Origin of the sequence: Aquicoccus sp. SU-CL01552 (assembly GCF_040365005.1) — a bacterium.
In the GTDB taxonomy this organism is placed as follows: Bacteria; Pseudomonadota; Alphaproteobacteria; order Rhodobacterales; family Rhodobacteraceae; genus Antarcticimicrobium.
Genome location: NZ_BAABWV010000017.1, coordinates 60,122 through 77,545 on the forward strand (window position 1 = coordinate 60,122; position 17,424 = coordinate 77,545).

Annotated in this window: 15 protein-coding genes; 5 read left to right on the forward strand and 10 right to left on the reverse strand. The window is 65.4% G+C overall.

Going from position 1 to position 17,424, the window contains the following annotated elements:
• Window positions 1-33: 33 nt before the first annotated feature.
• On the reverse strand, window positions 34-975 hold the full coding sequence (locus ABWV23_RS18055; RefSeq protein WP_353350247.1) for an alpha/beta hydrolase: 942 nt from the start codon (window positions 973-975) through the stop codon (window positions 34-36).
• Window positions 972-2,861, reverse strand: a complete 1,890-nt coding sequence (locus tag ABWV23_RS18060) for an acyl-CoA synthetase (protein ID WP_353350249.1) — start codon at window positions 2,859-2,861, stop codon at window positions 972-974. Before ABWV23_RS18060 ends, ABWV23_RS18055 begins: the two co-directional genes overlap by 4 nt.
• A 622-nt stretch (window positions 2,862-3,483) precedes the next feature.
• Between ABWV23_RS18060 and ABWV23_RS18065 the strand changes: the two genes are divergently transcribed.
• Together ABWV23_RS18065 and ABWV23_RS18070 are read left to right on the forward strand one after the other, a co-directional pair.
• Entirely contained in the window at window positions 3,484-4,026 is a 543-nt protein-coding gene (locus tag ABWV23_RS18065) for a DUF6932 family protein (protein ID WP_353350251.1), read from the forward strand.
• Entirely contained in the window at window positions 4,023-4,940 is a 918-nt protein-coding gene (locus tag ABWV23_RS18070) for a hypothetical protein (protein ID WP_353350253.1), read from the forward strand. The genes ABWV23_RS18065 and ABWV23_RS18070 overlap by 4 nt, the downstream gene beginning before the upstream one ends.
• Before the next feature lie 671 nt (window positions 4,941-5,611).
• Here ABWV23_RS18070 and edd read toward each other — a convergent pair.
• The 3 genes from edd to ABWV23_RS18085 form a co-directional block, all read right to left on the reverse strand.
• Complete coding sequence (gene edd, locus ABWV23_RS18075) at window positions 5,612-7,426, reverse strand: phosphogluconate dehydratase (RefSeq protein ID WP_353350255.1); 1,815 nt, start codon at window positions 7,424-7,426, stop codon at window positions 5,612-5,614.
• 485 nt (window positions 7,427-7,911) lie between these two features.
• Window positions 7,912-10,155: a phosphoenolpyruvate--protein phosphotransferase gene (gene ptsP / locus ABWV23_RS18080; RefSeq protein WP_353350257.1), complete on the reverse strand. Its 2,244-nt coding sequence runs from the start codon at window positions 10,153-10,155 to the stop codon at window positions 7,912-7,914.
• 46 nt (window positions 10,156-10,201) lie between these two features.
• Window positions 10,202-11,440, reverse strand: a complete 1,239-nt coding sequence (locus tag ABWV23_RS18085; protein ID WP_353350259.1) for an aspartate kinase — start codon at window positions 11,438-11,440, stop codon at window positions 10,202-10,204.
• Between the two features lie 244 nt (window positions 11,441-11,684).
• Here ABWV23_RS18085 and ABWV23_RS18090 point away from each other — a divergent pair, with 244 nt between their 5' ends.
• Complete coding sequence (locus ABWV23_RS18090) at window positions 11,685-12,146, forward strand: hypothetical protein (RefSeq protein ID WP_353350261.1); 462 nt, start codon at window positions 11,685-11,687, stop codon at window positions 12,144-12,146.
• Between the two features lie 209 nt (window positions 12,147-12,355).
• The gene (locus ABWV23_RS18095) at window positions 12,356-12,970 is read left to right on the forward strand and encodes a DUF8692 domain-containing protein (protein WP_353350263.1); all 615 of its coding nucleotides are present in this window, start codon (window positions 12,356-12,358) and stop codon (window positions 12,968-12,970) included.
• A 36-nt stretch (window positions 12,971-13,006) separates the two neighbouring features.
• On the opposite strand, the gene ABWV23_RS18100 is transcribed toward ABWV23_RS18095, so the two are convergent.
• The 4 genes from ABWV23_RS18100 to ABWV23_RS18115 form a co-directional block, all read right to left on the reverse strand.
• Entirely contained in the window at window positions 13,007-13,651 is a 645-nt protein-coding gene (locus ABWV23_RS18100; protein WP_353350265.1) for an SDR family NAD(P)-dependent oxidoreductase, read from the reverse strand.
• Between the two features lie 4 nt (window positions 13,652-13,655).
• Complete coding sequence (locus ABWV23_RS18105) at window positions 13,656-14,120, reverse strand: DUF1178 family protein (RefSeq protein WP_353350269.1); 465 nt, start codon at window positions 14,118-14,120, stop codon at window positions 13,656-13,658.
• Window positions 14,121-14,270: 150 nt separating this feature from the next.
• Window positions 14,271-15,032: an EcsC family protein gene (locus ABWV23_RS18110; protein ID WP_353350271.1), complete on the reverse strand. Its 762-nt coding sequence runs from the start codon at window positions 15,030-15,032 to the stop codon at window positions 14,271-14,273.
• A gap of 54 nt (window positions 15,033-15,086) precedes the next feature.
• Window positions 15,087-15,593: a GNAT family N-acetyltransferase gene (locus ABWV23_RS18115; protein ID WP_353350273.1), complete on the reverse strand. Its 507-nt coding sequence runs from the start codon at window positions 15,591-15,593 to the stop codon at window positions 15,087-15,089.
• A 79-nt stretch (window positions 15,594-15,672) separates the two neighbouring features.
• Between ABWV23_RS18115 and ABWV23_RS18120 the strand changes: the two genes are divergently transcribed.
• The gene (locus tag ABWV23_RS18120; protein WP_353350275.1) at window positions 15,673-16,278 is read left to right on the forward strand and encodes a flavin reductase family protein; all 606 of its coding nucleotides are present in this window, start codon (window positions 15,673-15,675) and stop codon (window positions 16,276-16,278) included.
• Between the two features lie 174 nt (window positions 16,279-16,452).
• Here ABWV23_RS18120 and ABWV23_RS18125 read toward each other — a convergent pair whose 3' ends face one another.
• On the reverse strand, window positions 16,453-17,364 hold the full coding sequence (locus tag ABWV23_RS18125) for an AEC family transporter (RefSeq protein WP_353350277.1): 912 nt from the start codon (window positions 17,362-17,364) through the stop codon (window positions 16,453-16,455).
• Window positions 17,365-17,424: the final 60 nt, after the last annotated feature.

Here is a 17,424-nt window from a genome sequence, read left to right on the forward strand (position 1 = left end):
CGAAAGGCCTTCGGGTTTCGGACGCAGCGCCCCCTAGTGGTAGGGCCAGATCCCCTGCCCCAGCGCCTCGATCGCGATCTCGATGCGCTCGAAACTGGCGCGCGCCCGCGTGGCCATTGACCGCGCCCGGAGAAAGCCATGCACAAGCCCCTCCTCGTTGATCCACTGCACCTTGCCCCCGGCCGCACGCAGCCGGGCTGCATACTCCGCTCCGTCGTCGCGCAGCGGGTCGCAATCGGCGGTCACGATCACCGTGGGCGGCAGGCCCGAGAAATCGCTGTCCTGCAACGGGGCATAGGTCGGGTCGCCCTCTGGCGCGGGCTGCCCTTCGGCCAGGCGGATGGTCTCATAGAAGCGGACCTCCTCCAGTGTCAGCATCGGGGCCTCGGCGTTTTCCGCGTAAGAGGGCGCGCTGCCGTCGCCGCCCAGCCCAGGATAGATCAGGACCTGGCCCAGGATCCCCTCCAGCCGGCCGCGCGCATGATGCGCCACGCTCGCCGCGAGGTTGCCACCGGCGCTGTCACCGACCAGCACGAGGCCGCTGCCGTAGTGCTGTGCTGCCCATTGCGTTGCGGTCCAGCAATCGTCGAAAGCGGCGGGGTGGGTATGCTCGGGCGACAGCCGGTAATCCACCGCCACCACGCGGTATCCGGTCATGGCGCAGATCTGGGCGCAGAAATCATCATGGCTGTCGAGCCCGCCGACGACGAAACCACCGCCATGGAAAAACATCACCGTGTGGTTGGGAAAACCGGCGGAATAGACCCGGACCGGCACGCCGTCGGCGCTCCGGTCCTCGGCTGTGACCCCCTCGGGCCGCCCTTGATGAAAGGCCCGGCACATCGCGTCATAGGCGCGGCGCTGGTCCGCGATGCTGCCCTCAACCGCGTCCTCGGGATAGCTCTCGGCGGTCTTGCGGATAAAGGCCCGGACCTCCGTGTCGATCAGCTTGGCAAAGTCGCGCCTTGCGCTCACTGCTCCCACTCCCACGGGCGGGTGAAGTTGCCCAACACATGCGCCACGTCGGCCTCGTCGGCCCCGTTGCGGCGCAGCTCGGCAACCAGACCGCGCGTCTTGTCGTCGATGACCGAGACCACGCGCGCCTGCACACCCGCCTCTTCCAGCGCGGCATTGTAGACGCGGGTGATCGCGCTCTTGCGCAGATCGGGCTTGAACACCTTGCCGACCGCGGTCTTGGGCAGCTCGTCAAGGATGCCGATGAACTTGGGCCGCGCCGCGCGTTCATGCACGTGGACCTTGCAGTGTTCCATCAACTCCTCCTGGCTGACCGTCGCGCCCTCGACCAGTTCGACATAGGCGCAGGGCATCTCACCGGAATAGGCGTCGGGCTGGCCGATGGCCCCGGCAAAGGCAACCGCCTCATGCGCCAGCAGCGCCTCCTCGATCTCGCCGGGGTCGATGTTGTGGCCACCGCGAATGATCAGATCCTTGGCGCGCCCGGTGATCCACAGGTAACCATCCGGGTCGATCCGGCCAAGGTCGCCGGTGCGCAGGTAGCGACCCTCGTAGAACAGATCGGCGTTCTTCGCGGCCTCGGTATAGGTGTTGCCGGCATAGACCCCGGGATTGGACACGCAGATCTCGCCGATCTCGTCGGTGCCACACTCCTGCGGGCCGTCGGGGGTGCCGCGCATGATCCGCACGTCCGAGTAGGGGAAGGGAATGCCGATCGAGCCGACCTTCTTCTCGCCCGCCGGCGGGTTGCAGGAGACAAGGCAGGTCGCCTCGGTCAGCCCGTAGCCCTCGACGATGGTCACGCCCGAGGCGCTCTCGAACCGTTTGAACAGCTCCAGCGGCATCGGGGCGGAGCCCGAGAAGGCCGTTTTCACCGTGGAGATATCGGCATCGACCTTGCGCTGCATCAGCGCCGAGACGGCGGTGGGCACGGTGATGATGAAGCTGATCTTCCAGCGTTCGATCAGCTTCCAGAAGTTGTCGAACACCCCGTCGCCGCGATAGCCGGCCGGGGTCGGGAACACCACATGCGCGCCCGAGGCGACGGCGGCCATGCCGATGACGTGGCAGGCAAAGACGTGGAACAGCGGCAGCGGGCACATGATGTTGTCGTTTTCGGAGAACAGCAGACGATGCCCGAGCCAGCCGTTGTAGATGGCGCCGGAATACTTGTGCTGGGCGACCTTGGGCATGCCGGTGGTACCGCCGGTGTGGAAGTAGAAGGCGACCCGGTCCTGACCGCCGTCCTCGAAGCTCAGCGTGTCGGGCTGGCGCGCCATCTCCTTGTTGAAATCCTTGTAATCTGCGTGCGCGATCAAGGACTTGCCCTCGATCTTGGGGCGCAGGAACGGCACGATCCAGGACTTCGGCGGGGTCAGGTAGCGGTTCAGGTCGATCTCGAGCACGGTGTCCACATGCGGGGCGTGGCGGACCGCCTCGGCGACCTTCTGCGCGACGTCGGTTTTCGGGAAGGGCTTGAGCGTCACGACCACCTTGGCGTTGGTCTCGCGCAGGATCGAGGCGATCTGTTCGGGTTCCAGCAAGGGGTTGATCGGATTGACAATTCCGGCGATGGCGCCGCCCAGGATGGTGACGAAGGTCTCGGTGCAGTTGGGCAGCACGCAGGCGACCACGTCCTTCTCGCCCACCCCGAGCGACCGGAACAGGTTGGCGGCCTGGCTGGTGCGTGCCAGCAGCTGCGCCCAGGTCAGGGTCTCGGCCGGGTCGGTGGGACCGGACAGCAACTGATAGCTTATCGCCTTGTTATTCGGAAACTTTTTCGCGGTGCGGGCCAGCAGGTGATAGAGCGTCTTGGGAAGATCCCGCGCCTCCCACGGCATCTCGTTCTCGATCGCGATCCGATCGTCCATTCCTGCAAATGACATTCCTGCATCCTCCCCTTTCGGTCCCTCGCCCCATGCGGGTCAAGGATGCTGGGAATCCCGTCGGGGTGCAAGGTCGGGGCCCGCCGAATCCCCCGGCCCGGGCGGGTGACGTGACGCCAAGTGACGCCACGAAACGGGGAATTCACGAGGCATTTCGTACAATCCGACCCCCCCGCCCGAGCGCCGGAATCGCCGGTTTGGGGGATTGGGGCGGCGTTTCGTACAAAGAGGGTTACGGGAGGGGGGAGAGAGAGGCAACGCACGGGGCGTTTGCCGGGCGGTAAGAGGTCGCGGGCAGGTTTTGCGCGCGGGAGGTATGGGGATGGAACGGGAGTGGATGCAGACGACACCGAGGTTCGAGATGCGTAGGAAGCGGGCTTTGCAAACTACAGCAAGCAGCCTGAGCCGACCTCTGGCATTATCCAACGATGCTGCAACGCGGCCTGCCATAGCTGCCTTTAATCGCCAAGCGCGCCAGAGAAACGAGGAGCTGCACAGCGTCACCCTTGCACAACGGAATCCTAATGTGGTTAAGTCTCTGAGGTTGTACGACTGTCAAATCAGCACCTTTACCGTGTGGGCATAAAGATAGGACAGAAAATTGAGCTTACCCAATTGGACAATGGCTGGAATTTTGCCCCCTGTGCGACCGGGAACTAACCCAGCAGGCCCTGACCGATCACCCTACACGGTTTCACTACATGACCTTGTTAACAGGTTTGCAACTTCTCCCGAGAGGGCAGCAATACTCGAAGGTCTCATCGACTACCGTGCAGACCTCTACAAAATTGGCATTGTCGATGGTTTTCAATGGGTTAATGGAAGCTTTTTGGAGGACATCGAAACCAACGAAAGTCGGCCCCCAAACGATATCGATGTGGTAACCTATATCGTGATACCATCTGGATACTCTCAGGCTTCGTTGCTACCTGCACTGGCACCGCTTATGGACAAAAAAGCTACCAAGGCAAAATACAAGGTCGATGCACATGTCTTTGATTTGAAACAGGTTACAATCCCAAACGTCTGCTATTGGTATAGCCTTTGGTCGCATCGGCGTGACGGTCTCTGGAAAGGGTTTGCGCACCTTCCATTAGACCCGGCCAAGGATTCAACGGCCCAAACAGCGCTTGTGCGGATGACAGCGTCAGGGTTTGGATCATGAGCACGCGCGCCGAGAATCTCAAAGCTGAAATTAAGCAAGTTCAATCTATTCTCGATGAAATTCCAGAAGAGAATGTCATTGACCGATATAGCATTGAACAAAGACTAGAGGAGCTGAACAGCAATCTCATGCTTTTGCCCGACGCTCGGACAGAAGCCGAAAAGCTTTCACTTACATTTCGAGGTGAACCGGTCATCGGGAGTCGCGCCATTTCTGCCGATTTCGCCGGAAAAGCAGCTACAACTTTTCACGACGCTTTTTCCGCTATTCTTGCGGGCATCAAGTCGAGATTGCGTTACTCAGGTCCAATTCCAGACAAGGCGCAATTCCCTTTGATGATTACTGGCACAGCTTTAGGCTCATTCGGATTCGAGATGGAAGTTCCGGAAGATACCCCAAATCTGTTCGATGAACCAATAGGTTCTTCGGATGCTGTGATCATACTTAAAAAACTGCTTCGCGTTTCTGCCGTTGGATCAGATGATGATATCTCTGATATTGTGGAGGAAATTCACCCACGCGCAGTTAGTAAAGTCGCTGACTTCCTATCAGTTTTGTCGAAGCAAAGTGCATGGTGTGGGCTTGAATTTAGAAACGACTATTTCCGATACAGCGATTTAGAAGAATTGAAGCTGTCAGAATCTCGCCTTCGGAAGGAAAATATTGAAGAACGAACCGAAACCTACCGTGGCGAATTTCAGGGTTTTCTGCCTGTAGGGCGTAACTTTGAGTTCAAAGTATTTGACGATGATTCTGTGCTGAAAGGTCGCCTTGGCGAAGACATCGGTGACACTTTGGAATTAAGCAGAGATTGGTTGTTTCGGCCTGTCACGGTCAAATTCAATGTGGTACAAGTCGGCCAAGGACGGCCTCGCTTCACGTTGGCATCTTTGGATGACATTGAAAAAGTATAATTGCTTTTCGCCCGAACCGTCTGAATGCCAACTCTCCGACGCGGATCATCTGGGTCCGCTAGTTTGCGTAGGATGCTTGCGCTGCGTGTCGGATTGAGAGAGCCGCGACACAATTGGCAAAAGAACGTCTGCCTCCGCAGTTGGCGGGGGGTGTTTTTGCACCTGCGGCAAACTTCTGCTTCCCTCCCGACCTGCGGGATGTTCATGTCCCCTCCGGGCTACCTACCGACCTTCGCCGTCCATGACGGATATCTCCACAATCATCCCGGCCGGCCAGGACACAAGGCGCGCAGCGCCGCCGGACAGCGCCCGACCGCCCCTTTGGGCTGGCGCTTTGGGTATCTCGTACTTCGGTCACGAGGAGGAGGTATTTGGCGACCATAAAGCGCGTCTCTCACCTGTTGCGGCGCCATCCCACGGGCCGTCGCACGCCCGGCGCGCGGTACGCCCACCCGCGGTCGGGCGCTGCCCGGTGGGGGCTTTCCTGTCCTCCCCGCGCAGGCGGGGATCTTTGGCCGGTGCGCTGGCGTGGGGAGGTTCCCGCTTTCGCGGGGATGACAGGGTTTCGCGGCGGATGACAGCGTTGAGGGTGGGCGGTCAGCGTTTGGCGGGGAATGACAGTGTTGCGGGGCGGGTGGCGGCGTTGCGGGGCCGGGCTTGGGCCGGGGGGATCAATCCGCGCCGCCGAAGACCATCGCGCCCTGCGTGGCGGGGGACACCGCGTCGCGGAACCCGGCGAAGAGTTCACGCCCGATCCCGGCCCGGTTGGACGAGAGGTCGGGGTTGGCCGGCGCGCGCGCCTCCACGCCCTCGGTCAGGATGTCGAGCCGTCCCGCCACCGCGTCGACCCGCACCACATCGCCGTCGCGCAGCCGGGCGATCGGGCCGCCGTCCAGCGCCTCGGGGCAGACATGGATCGCCGCCGGCACCTTGCCCGAGGCGCCGGACATGCGCCCGTCGGTCACCAGCGCGACCTTTTGCCCCCGGCCCTGCAGGATGGAGAGGATCGGCGTCAGGCTGTGCAATTCGGGCATGCCGTTGGCGCGCGGCCCCTGGAACCGGACCACGACCACCAGGTCGCCGGTCAGGGTGCCGGCCTTGAACGCCGCTTTGACCGCCTCCTGATCGTCGAAGACCCGCGCCGGGGCCTCGACCACGTGATGCTCGGGCGCCACCGCCGAGACCTTCATCACCCCGGTGCCCAGGCTGCCGGCCAGCCGCTTGAGCCCGCCGCTGGGCTGGAACGGGTCCGAGGCCGGGCGCAGGATCTTGTCGTTCAGGCTGTCGCCCGCACCGGCCTGCCAGTGCAGCGCGCCGTCGCTCAGGCGCGGTTCCTGCGTGTAGCGGGCCAGGCCCGGCCCGGCGACCGTCTCGGTGTCGGGGTGCAGCAGCCCGGCCTCGAGCAGGGTGCCGATGACATAGCCCAGCCCGCCGGCGGCGTGGAAATGGTTCACGTCGGCCAGACCGTTGGGATAGACCCGCGCGACCAGTGGCGTGACCTCGGAAAGATCCGAGAAATCCTGCCAATCGAGGAGGATGCCACCCGCCCGCGCCATCGCCACCAGGTGGATCAGGTGGTTGGTCGAGCCGCCGGTGGCGTTCAGCCCGACGATACCATTGACGAAGGCGCGCGCGTCGAGGATGCGGCAGACCGGGGTATATTCATCGCCCAGCGCGCTCAGTTCCAGCGCCCGCCGGGCCCCGGCCCGGGTCAGCGCATCGCGCAGCGGCGTGTCGGGGTTGACGAAGCTCGCCCCCGGCAGGTGCAGCCCCATAAACTCCATCAGCATCTGGTTGGTGTTGGCGGTGCCGTAGAAGGTGCAGGTGCCCGGCCCGTGATAGGCGGCCATCTCGGCGGCCATCAGCGCCTCGCGGCCGACCTCGCCGGCGGCGAACTGCTGGCGGACCTTTGCTTTTTCGTCGTTGGGCAGGCCGCTGGTCATCGGGCCGGCGGGCAGGAACACCGCCGGCAGGTGGCCAAAGCTTTGCGCCGCGATCACCAGCCCGGGCACGATCTTGTCGCAGACGCCGAGGAACACGGCGGCGTCGAACACGCCGTGGCTGAGCGCGACGGCGGCGGCCATGGCGATCACGTCGCGGGAGAACAGGCTGAGTTCCATGCCCGGCGCACCCTGGGTGACGCCGTCGCACATCGCCGGCACCCCGCCGGCCACCTGCGCGGTGCCGCCCGCCTCGCGCGCGGCATCGCGGATCAGATCGGGGAAATGCTCGAACGGGCGATGCGCCGAGAGCATGTCGTTATAGGCGGTGATGATACCGAGGTTGCCGGCGTTGCCTGTCGCCAGGGCCTGCTGGTCCGCCCCGGCGCCGGCATAGGCGTGCGCCTGACCCGAACAGGACAGGTGCGCCCGCGCCACACCCTGATCGCGGGCGGCCTGCATCCGGTCGAGATAGGCGGCGCGGCTGTCCCTGCTGCGGCGTTCGATCCGGTCGGTCACTGTGCGTAGGGTGGGGTGTACTGGCATCACTTTCCTGTCCTGACCTCGTTGCGCGGGAGCGTGGACGCCCTGCGCGGGATCTCTCCGACGTCGCGCGGGTCGCGCGCATGGGCCTCAACAATCGGGAGCGGCTGGGGATTTTGCAACCGCAAACCGTGCGTCCCGCCCCCCAGAAACGTTGACTTGGCGGATCGGGCGAGAAGGTCGGCAAAGGTTTTCCACAGGGTTCTCCACCATGGCGAGGCGGATGGTGGAGATCGTGGTGATGATATTGAGTTTCGACAATTCTGCGCCACAGACCTGTGGATTTCCTGGAGAGGTTATTGGCAATCGTCAATACGTGCGTTGCAGGGGTCTTTCCTCATCCGCCCCTTGCCTGTGGATAAAGCCCGCAGATTGTCGGCGCGGCCCGTGCGGTGATCTGCCGGATGATCCCTGGCGGGCCCCCTTGAGCGATGGTCGGATGGTCAACGCGCCGGGGCTGCGGATCTGGCCGGCCCCCCGGGCGCGCCTCAACTGAGGTTGCGCAGGTACTCCATCACCGCCGAGCGAACCGATTGATCGCCACGGTGACGGGCGTCGCAGATGACCTTGCGCACCTCGGTCAGGTTGCTGCGGCGCAACAGGCTTTTCACCGGGCCGATTGAGGCCGGGCGCATCGACAGCGACCGGATGCCGATGGCGGCCAGGCACAACGCCTCGATCGGCCGGCCGGCATCCTCGCCACAGAAACTCAGCGGGGTGTTGGACCGTTCGCAGCGTTCGACGATCCGCTCGATCAGGCTGAGAAAGCTCACGTTCAGCGTGTCATAGCGACGGCGCACACGCTCGTTCTCGCGGTCGGCGGCGAAGAAGAACTGCTTCAGGTCGTTGCCGCCGATCGAGATGAACCCCACCTCGTCAAAGAACTTTTGCGGCGCGAAGGCGAGCGAGGGTGTCTCCAGCATGGCACCGATCTGGATCGACTCGGGCAACGCGTGGCCCAGCCTCCGTTCGCGCGCGATGGTCTTGTCGACCTCGGCGCGGGCGGCTCGGTATTCCTCGAACTGGGCGACGAAGGGAAACATCAGGGTCAGCGGACGCCCGTTGGTCGCCCGGATCAGCGCCTGCAACTGCATCCGCATCACGCCCGGCTTGTCCAGGCCGACCCGGATCGCGCGCCAGCCCAGCGCCGGGTTCGGCTCGTCGTTGGGCTTCATGTAGGGCAGCACCTTGTCCGAGCCGATGTCGAGGGTGCGGAACACCACGCGCTTGCCCTGGGCCGCGTCGAGAACCCGGGCATAGAGCGCCACCAGTTCCGACCGTTTCGGCATCTTGTTGCGGACCAGGAATTGCAGCTCGGTCCGGAACAGGCCGACCCCCTCGGCGCCGGAGCCGTCGAGCGAGGGCAGATCGGCCATCAGGCCCGCATTCATGTGCATCTCGACCGTCTGGCCGTCGAGGGTCGTGGCCGGTTTCTCCCGGATCGAGGCATAGCGCTGTTGCGCCTCGGCGCGCATCGCGATCTTGTCACGGAAGGCGGCGACCACGGAGTCATCGGGGCGCAGGTGCACCAGCGCCTGGTCGCCGTCGACCATGATCTGATCGCCGTTCAGCGCCTCGGTCGTGATCCGGGCGGCACGCACCACCAGCGGGATCGCCAGCGCCCGGGCGACGATGGCGGCATGCGAGCCGACCGAGCCCTCTTCCAGCACGACAGCGCGCAGGCTGCGGCCGTATTCCAGCAGGTCGCCGGGGCCGATGTTGCGGGCGACCAGGATCGGGTCGGGCGGCATGTCGGCGCCGGTGTTGTTGCCCTGACCGGTCAGGATGCGCAGCAGCCGGTTCGACAGGTCGTCGAGGTCGGAGAGCCGTTCGCGCAGGTAGCTGTCCTGCGCCTGGGCGATCCGGTTGCGCGCCAGGCTCTGCTCCTTTTCCACCGCCGCCTCGGCCGACAGGCCGCGCGAGATGTCCTCTTCCATCCGGCGCATCCAGCCCTTGGAATTGGCGAACATCCGGTAGGCTTCGAGCACGTCGAGCTGTTCCTTGTCGGCGCCGCGCGACAGTTCCAGCATCTTGTTGACGCCGACGCGCAATTCCTCGACCGCCTCGGTCAGGCGTTCCAGTTCGCGTTCGGGGTCCTCGGCGATCGGGTTGGTCACCACCACCCGCGGCTCGTGCAGCCAGACGTGGCCCTCGGCGGTGCCCTCCTGCCCGCTGATGCCGCGGATCAGCACCGATTGCTGGTGCAGCGGCGACAGCGCCGCCCCCTCGCCCACGAAGGCGCCCAGTTCGGTCATCTCGGCGATGACCATCGCCACCACCTCCAGCGCATAGACCTCGTCGGCGGAGAACACCCGTGCGTCATGCGATTGCACCACCAGAACGCCCAGCGATTCGCCCAGCCGCTGGATCGGAATCCCGAGGAAGGAGGAATAGCGTTCCTCGCCGGTCTCGGGCATGTAGCGGAATCCCGGCTCGGCCGGCGCATCGGGGGTGTTGACTACGCTGCCGGTGCGGGCCACCCGCCCGACCAGCCCCTCGCCCAGACGCATCCGCGTGTGGTGCACCGCGCCGGCGTCCAGCCCTTCGGTGGCGCAAAGCTCCAGCGTTTCGGCATCGCGGAACAGGTAGACCGAGCAGACCTCGGTTCCCATGCTGTCGGCGATCAGGTGGGTGATCTTGTCCAGACGGGTCTGCCCGGCATCGCTGCCGGCCATGACCTCGCGCAGCCGCTTGAGCAGCTTGCGACTTTCACTTTCCGTGCCGTCGGGCATTGGCCTCGTTCACTTTGCGGCGTCAGGCCGCCCGAGAAAAAAGAACTCAGGCCGCCTTGTCCAGTCCGAAGGCATCATGCAGCGCCTGAACCGCAAGTTCCATGTATTTCCGGTCGATCAGGACGGAAATCTTTATCTCGGAGGTTGTGATGACGCGAATATTGATGCCCTCGTCGGAGAGAACCTTGAACATTTTGGCCGCCACGCCCGACTGGCTGCGCATGCCGATGCCCACCACCGAGACCTTGGCCACGTCGGTGTCGGCGACCAGTTGGGCATAGTTCAGTTGCCCGTCCTGCCTGATCTTGTCCAGCGCCGCATCGGCGCGGGGCACCTCGTTGGTGGGACAGGAAAAGGTCATGTCCGTGCGTCCCTCTTCCGAGATGTTCTGCACGATCATGTCCACGTTCACCCCCGCCTCGCTCAGCGCGGAAAAGATGGTGGCGGCGATGCCGGGGCGGTCGGCGACCGACAGCAGCGTCATCTTGGCCTCGTCGCGGGAATAGGCGACGCCGTTCACAACGTTGGATTCCATGATATCCTCCTCGGCACACACCAGCGTGCCCGCTTGGTCGGACTGTTCTTCGAAACTCGACAGCACCCGCAGTTTCACACCATAGCGCATCGCCAGCTCGACCGAGCGGGTCTGCAGCACCTTGGCCCCGAGGCTGGCCAGTTCCAGCATTTCCTCGAAGGCGATCCGGTCCAGCTTGCGCGCCTTTTCGCAGATCCGCGGGTCGGTGGTATAGACGCCGTCCACGTCGGTGTAGATGTCACAGCGCTCGGCCCCGAAGGCGGCGGCAAAGGCCACGGCGGTGGTGTCCGAACCGCCCCGCCCCAGCGTGGTGATCCGGCCCTCGGGGCTGATCCCCTGGAACCCGGCCACCACGGCCACGCGCATGCCCTCGCCGAACTTCTGGGTCAGGTTCTCGGTCGGGATCTCGACGATCCGGGCGGCGGAATGGGCGCTGGTGGTCTTCAGCGGCACCTGCCAGCCCTGCCAGCTGCGCGCCGGCACGTCCATTTCCTGCAAGGTCAGTGCCATCAGCCCGGCGGTCACGTTCTCGCCCGAGGAGACCACGGCATCATATTCGCGCGCGTCGAACAGCGGCGAGGTTTCCTCGACCCAGCCGACCAGTTCGTTGGTCTTGCCGGACATGGCCGAGACGATGACGATCACGTCATAGCCCTTGGCCACCTCGACGCCGACGCGCTTGGCGGCGCGGCGGATACGGTCGAGGTTGGCAACCGAGGTGCCACCGAATTTCATCACGAGGACGGGCATGCGCTTTTCCCCTGGGTCCCGAAGTCGCGCGCGGTTTACGCGCAGTCCGCGCGGGGCGCAAGGGCGATGGCACCCGGGGCGCATGGTTCCCGCCGATCAGGGCCGGAGCGACCGGGGTCGCTGTCCGCCGGGCGATCACGCGCGTTCACGCGCGAACACGGTCGCGCCGCGCCCCTTTCGTTTTGGCGCAAGACCCGTAGGTGATGCCCCGGAACCGATGTCATCAAGAAAGGACCTGACCCGTATGTGGACCCGTCACACCCTGGAGACCACCATCATTGCCGGCCTTGCCGGAGAGATCGCCTTCGAGCTTTACGCCTGGCTGATCTCGCCGCTGCTGTTCGGGGTGGCGCTTGCGCCCGCGAACCTGATCGTCGCCCTGTCGAAACTGACCCTCGGGGTCGGCCTGCCCTATTGGGCCGGGTTCGCGGTGCATTTCCTGATCGGCGCGATCGGCTTCGCGGTCTTCGTGCGGCTGACGCACCTGGTGACGGGAACCCGGCTGGTCTTGTCCGGGGCAATCGCCGGGTTCGTGTTGTGGTTCGTCGCGCAGGGGCTTCTGGCGCCCGCGGTGGGGCGTAGCTTCATGATGGGCTTTGGCGCCTATACCCAATCTTCGTTCATCGGGCACGTCGGCATGACCACCCTGATGGGCTGGCTGATGCTCCGACTGGCCGGGGGACGGGTCAAGGCCACCGCCGTTTAGGCGCCGACAGTGCTTGCCGCGCGGCTTCAGAATTCTTTGCCGCGCGGCGACAATGTTGGCATTTTTCAGGCAATAGTTCCCCCACGCGACACGCCAAGCGGTATTTTCAGAACGAGAGTAGAAAGTTTTTTGCCTTGCGCAAAAGAAAATGGGAATCATCCATCATGTTTCATCGTGGATTTCTCATAGGTTTTCTCACAGCTGACGGCATGTTCCTGATTGTTCATGCGGCCTTCGGCGTTCTGACGATGCAAGGCATTGTTGAGGTTTGGCCGAAATTCTTCAACGTAGACCGCGACTGGGGTGGCGGTGAGATACTCAGCTATATCAAATGGGCAATGATCATCGGCGCCCTGACTGCGTGTTTCATGAAAAGCCGGAAGCCGATATTTCTCGGGCTGGTCGGTCTGTTCCTTGTTTGCCTGCTCGACGACAGTCTTGGGCTGCACGAGCGCGGCACCTCGTGGCTGATCAACGATCTTGAGATTTACCGGTACTTCGGAACCAACCAGGCGGTGGTCGGCGAGCTTTTTTCCTGGGCCTTTCTGGGCATACCTGCGGTCGCAAGCCTGGGCGCAGGTTGGCGAATGTCGGATTCCCGGGACAGGCGATTGGTTTTACCCGCGATACTGTTCTTCTCCGGGGTCGTGGTCTGCGCCGTCGTTATCGACGCAATACACAGCAGCCTCCCTGATCGCTCATTGGCGGCCGGCCTCGTGGGCATGCTGGAAGAGGGCGGAGAAATGATCTTTCTCAGCCTGCTTCTGGCCTTTGCCTGGGGCCTGCTCCGGCGCGTTGGCGACTTTCAGGAAGGGACGGCCTGACGGCCATCTTATCCGCGGATCGGCCTGTCAATACCGTCAGAACGGGTGCGCGCGCCCGTCCCAGGTCTCGAAACAGCCGGTGCGGTCCAGGTCGAGCGCCGCAAAGCGGTCGACCAGCCCATCGGCGGCCTGGTCCACGGTGATCTCGGCCGCCTCACCGCCCATGTCGGTCTGCACCCAACCGGGGTGGTAGATGCCCACGGCGATCCCCTCGCCTTGCAGATCGACGGCGAGGTTGCGCCCGAGGTTCAGCACGGCGGCCTTGGAGGCGCGGTAGATATAGCTGCCCCCCGGCGCCAGGCTCTGCGAGGCCATCTGCGACGAGATGATCGCGATCCTTGCCCCCTCCGCCGCCCGCAGGTTGGGCAGCAGCGCCTGGATCGCGAGGAACACGCCGGTGACGTTGACCGCAAAGCTCTGCGCCCACATCTCCGGCGGGTAGCCGTTTGCGAGCTTCTGCCCCTTGTCCAGGTAGACCCCGGCGTTGCACACCAGCAGGTCGACCGGCTGGCCGGCCAGCCGCGCCGCCATGGCCCGGTGCCCCGAAGGGTCGGTCACGTCGAGGGTGATCTCACCGCTGGAGTCGCGGGCGGTGCCGCTGACCCGGTGGCCCTCGGCGCGGTAGCGGTCGGCCAGCGCGCGGCCAATGCCACGCCCGGCGCCTGTGATCAGCACATGCATGGGGTCAGTTCGTCTTTCGGTTCGGGGTGAAGGGCAAGGGGGTGACCGGCACCCCCTCCTCGATCAGGGCGCGGGCCTCTTCGGGTTTGGCCTCGCCGTAGATCGGGCGCTCCGGCGCCTCGCCCTGGTGCATGGCGCGGGCCTCGGAGGCAAAATTCGGCCCCACGTAATCGGAGGTTTCCTCGACCTTGCGGCGCAGCTCGGCGATGGCCTGTTCGGCGGCGCTGGCGGGCTGGCTCAGGGGGCGCTCCGACGCTGCCACGGGCGTGGCCGCAGGTCCGGGCACGGTTTCCGCGGCCTTGCGTCCCGGGCGCACGCGCGGGGTCATCATCGCCTTTTCAACCTGGTCGCTGCCGCAGACGGCGCATTGCACCATCCCCGCCGCGGCCAGCTTGTCAAAGGCCTCGGCGGATTTGAACCAGCTGTCGAATCTGTGCCCCTCGGCACATTTCAAAGCGTATTGAATCATGCTCGGCTCGCCATTGTAGGGTATTTGTTTAAGTATCTCCCCTACCGGCAAGATCAAGTGGCGGGACACCGCGCGGCGCGGACTGTGGCCAAAACGTACCCGGTTTTTCGCGTCTCGGGGCGTTTGGACTGAACCGCTGTTCCGACCCGCTCAGCGCAGGGTCGCCCGCATCCGGGCGGCCAGCCCCGCGACCAGTTCGGGGTGGGGAATGTCGGCGTCGATGGACAGCCGGCGCAGGCCGAAATGCACATGCGCCATTTCCTGGTAATAACGGGTGTAGAGGTAATTGGTGCCGGCCCCGGCCACCGCCCCCAGCAGCGGCACGCTTTGCGCGGCGAGTTTCTGGCCCATCGCGGTGGCCAGGCGGGGCGAGACGCTGGCGATCAGTTTCTGCAGCGTGGCGCCGGTCAGGGTGAGGCGCAGAGACAGGAACCCCAGGTCGGCGCCGTCGTCATGGGCCAGCGGACCGGCGGCGGCAAAGACGCGGATGCAATCGAACTGCACGTTCTCGGCGCCGGGGTCGAAACCGGCCCGCGCCGCGCCCCCCTGGATCGAGCGCAACAGCACCGTGGTGGTCGCCGGCAGTTCGACCAGCGCGCCCGGAAGCCCACCGAGCCCGCCCGCCGCGCCCAGCGCGGTGGTGGCGGCGGTGTCGATCCAGCCCGGTTGATCAGGGATCACGCCGCGACTGCCCTGGGCGGTGCGCATGGCCAGCGTCAGCGCCCGTTCAGTCGCCACCCCCAGCCCGCCGCGCAAGTCGGGCGGGAGCCGGTCCAGCAGCCCCTCGGCGCGCCCGCCCAGCGCGGTCAGCAGCCGCAGCCCCGGGCCACCGGCAGCGCGGTAGCGCGCGGCAAGCCGGTCCAGCTCGGCCTCGGCATCGACCGGGATCGCCTGGGTCACGTCATTGGGCATGGGCTGTGGTCTCCCTCGTCCTGCAACACAAGATCGGCACGAAAGCGGCCGAAATCAATCCCGCGCCGCGCTGTCCCCGGTCCAGCGGGTCACCGGCCCGCGCACCCCGGCCCAGGCCCCCGGCGCGAGGTCGCGGCCGAGAATCCGGTCGGGGTTGGTGGGCGGTGGCATCTCGACCCCGTCGAGGCGGCTGAAGCCGAAGCGGCTGTAATACGGCGCATCGCCGACCAGCATCACCCGGGCCCAGCCTGCTGCGCGGGCCACGTCGAGCGCCTGGTTGATCAGCATCGCGCCCAGCCCCTCGCCCTGGTGGGTGGGGTGGACGGCGACCGGCCCCAGCAGCAACGCCGGCGCCGCGCCCACATGGACGGGCCAGAACCGGATCGCGCCCGCCACGGTGCCGTCGCTGTCGCGGGCGACCATCGACAGGCCCGCCACCGGGTCGACGCCGTCGCGCAGCCGGTACGACGACAGCGCCTCGCGCCCGGGCGCGAAACACAGGTCGTAGAGCGCCTCGACCTCCCACCAGTCGGCAGGGCATTCGGGTTGCAGTGCGATCACCTGTTCGCGCGCCTCTCATTCCAAGGTGGCATTCGCCCTAGCACGACGTTACCCCTTGGGCAAACAACTGGAGTCTGCGATGTTCTACCGCCCCGAGGACGGCCACGGGTTGCCGCACAACCCATTCAACGCGATCATCACGCCGCGCCCGATCGGCTGGATCTCGACCAGGGACGGCAACGGGGTGAACAACCTTGCGCCCTATTCCTTTTTCAACGGCGTGGCCTATTTCCCGCCGCAGGTGATGTTCGCCAGCACCGGGCAGAAGCCCGACCAGGACAACACCAAGGACAGCGTCGCCAATATCCGCGAAACCGGCGTGTTCTGCGTGAACGTGGCCGAATACGCCAAGCGCGAGGCGCTCAACGCCACATCGGCCGGCTTGGCGAAAGAGGTGGACGAGTTTGCCCATGCCGGGCTGACGGCGGCGGAGTGCTCGGAAATCGCCTGCGCCCGCATCGCCGATGCGCCCGCCGCGCTGGAATGCCGGATGACGCAGATCGTGCCGCTGGAGGGGCAGAACAACGTGCTGGTGCTGGCCGAGGTGGTCGGCGTGCACATGCGCGACGACTGCATCCGCGACGGCCGGTTCGACGTGCGCGCGTTCCAGCCGCTGGCACGGCTGGGGTACCGCGACTACAGCCATGTGACCGAGGTGTTCGAGATGACCCGCCCGGACGACTGAGACGGAGGGCAGCCTTGGTTCGGGGAGATCCCGGGTCGAGCCCGGGATGACAGCGTTTGTGCCTTGCGCATCCTGTCACCCCGGCCGCAGAGCCGGGGTCTCAAAGGTTCGGAGTGATCCCGGATCAGGTCCGGGATGACATCCCTGGCGGTTGGCGCGCGACGGGCCTGCGCCTCAGAACAGCAGTTCGGCCACGGTGATCCAGACCGGCAGCGTGGCGGCGCTGAGCAGGGTGGATTGGGCGATCAGCGTCGCCACCAGCTCTCGGTTGGCGCCGAAGCCCGCCGCCAGCACATGCGCCGCCGAGGCGGTGGGCAGCGCCGCGAAGAGCATCAGCACCGCCACCAGCGGACCCGAGGCGCCGGAGATCAGCGCCACCGCGCAGACCAGCGCCGGCAGCAGCACCAGCTTGGTACCGGTGAGCATCGCGCTGAACCGGTCGAGCCGCGCCAGCGCGCCCCAGTTCATCGTCGCGCCGATGGAAATCAGCGCCACCGGGATCGCCGCCTGTGACAGCATCGTCAGCGGTTCCAGCACCGGCGCCGGCAGGCTGCGGCCCGACAGCCCGACCAGGACCCCCGCCACGCTGGCCAGCAGGAAGGGGTTGAGCGCCACCTTGGCCGCCGTCGCCTTCAACCCCAGCGCATTGCCGCGCGACAGCGCCGAGACCGCGAAGAGATTGGCCACCGGCACCGCCATGCCCACCGTCACCGCCAGCAGACCCACGTCGGCGCGGCTGAGCGTGTGCACGGCAACGAAGCCCAGCGCGGTGTTGAACCGCCAGGCGGTCTGCCAGCAGCCGGCGAAATCAAGGAAGCGTTGCGGCCCGAAACGCCGGGCCAGCGCGCCGGCCAGAAGCCCCGACAGCAGGATCGCCCAGACCAGCGGCGCGATGGCGATGACCTGCGCCGGCGCGATCGGTCGACCCGAGGCGGCCACGAAGAGCAGCGCGGGAAACAGGATCTCGAAGTTCAGCCGGTCAAGCCCCTGCCAGGCATTGGCCGACAGCCGGTTGCGCAGCAGGCCGCCGAGGCCCACCAGCAGGAACGAGGGCATCAGCCCCAGAAGGATGGTGAGAAAGACCAAGGTGATGCTCCGCCCGCGGGTGTGACCGCGGGCGTTGTGGAACGGCTGCGGGCCGGAGGC